Annotated in this window: 1 protein-coding gene; it reads right to left on the bottom strand. The window is 56.1% G+C overall.

Translation table 11 applies throughout. From position 1 onward, the window contains the following. The coding region (locus tag AB4Y42_RS44590) for a 3-keto-5-aminohexanoate cleavage protein (RefSeq protein WP_368697941.1) at window positions 1-241 on the bottom strand (241 nt) is incomplete at its 3' end. Between the last annotated feature and the right edge of the window lie 14 nt (window positions 242-255).

Genomic DNA, 255 nt, shown 5'->3' with positions numbered 1-255 from the left:
GGGCGAGCATCTCATTGAACTTCGACAGACGCTTGCTGCCCTTGCCATCCTCTTCGCGGACGTGCACGTGCAGCACCGTCGCGCCTGCGTTGTAGCAGTCCACGGCCTTTTGCACCTGTTCATCCATCGTGACCGGGATATCGTCCGAATCGCCTGGAATCCATTGCGGCCCGTACGGTGCCACCTGGATGACGAGTTTTTCCTGATTTTCAGGCAGCAGCGAATCGTCCATGAAATGCATGATGTGTATTCCTT

It is taken from the genome of Paraburkholderia sp. EG286B (assembly GCF_040965655.1).
Taxonomy (GTDB): Bacteria; Pseudomonadota; Gammaproteobacteria; order Burkholderiales; family Burkholderiaceae; genus Paraburkholderia.
The sequence above is the reverse complement of the archived record's forward strand: the minus strand, read 5'-3'. Positions and strand labels throughout refer to the sequence as shown.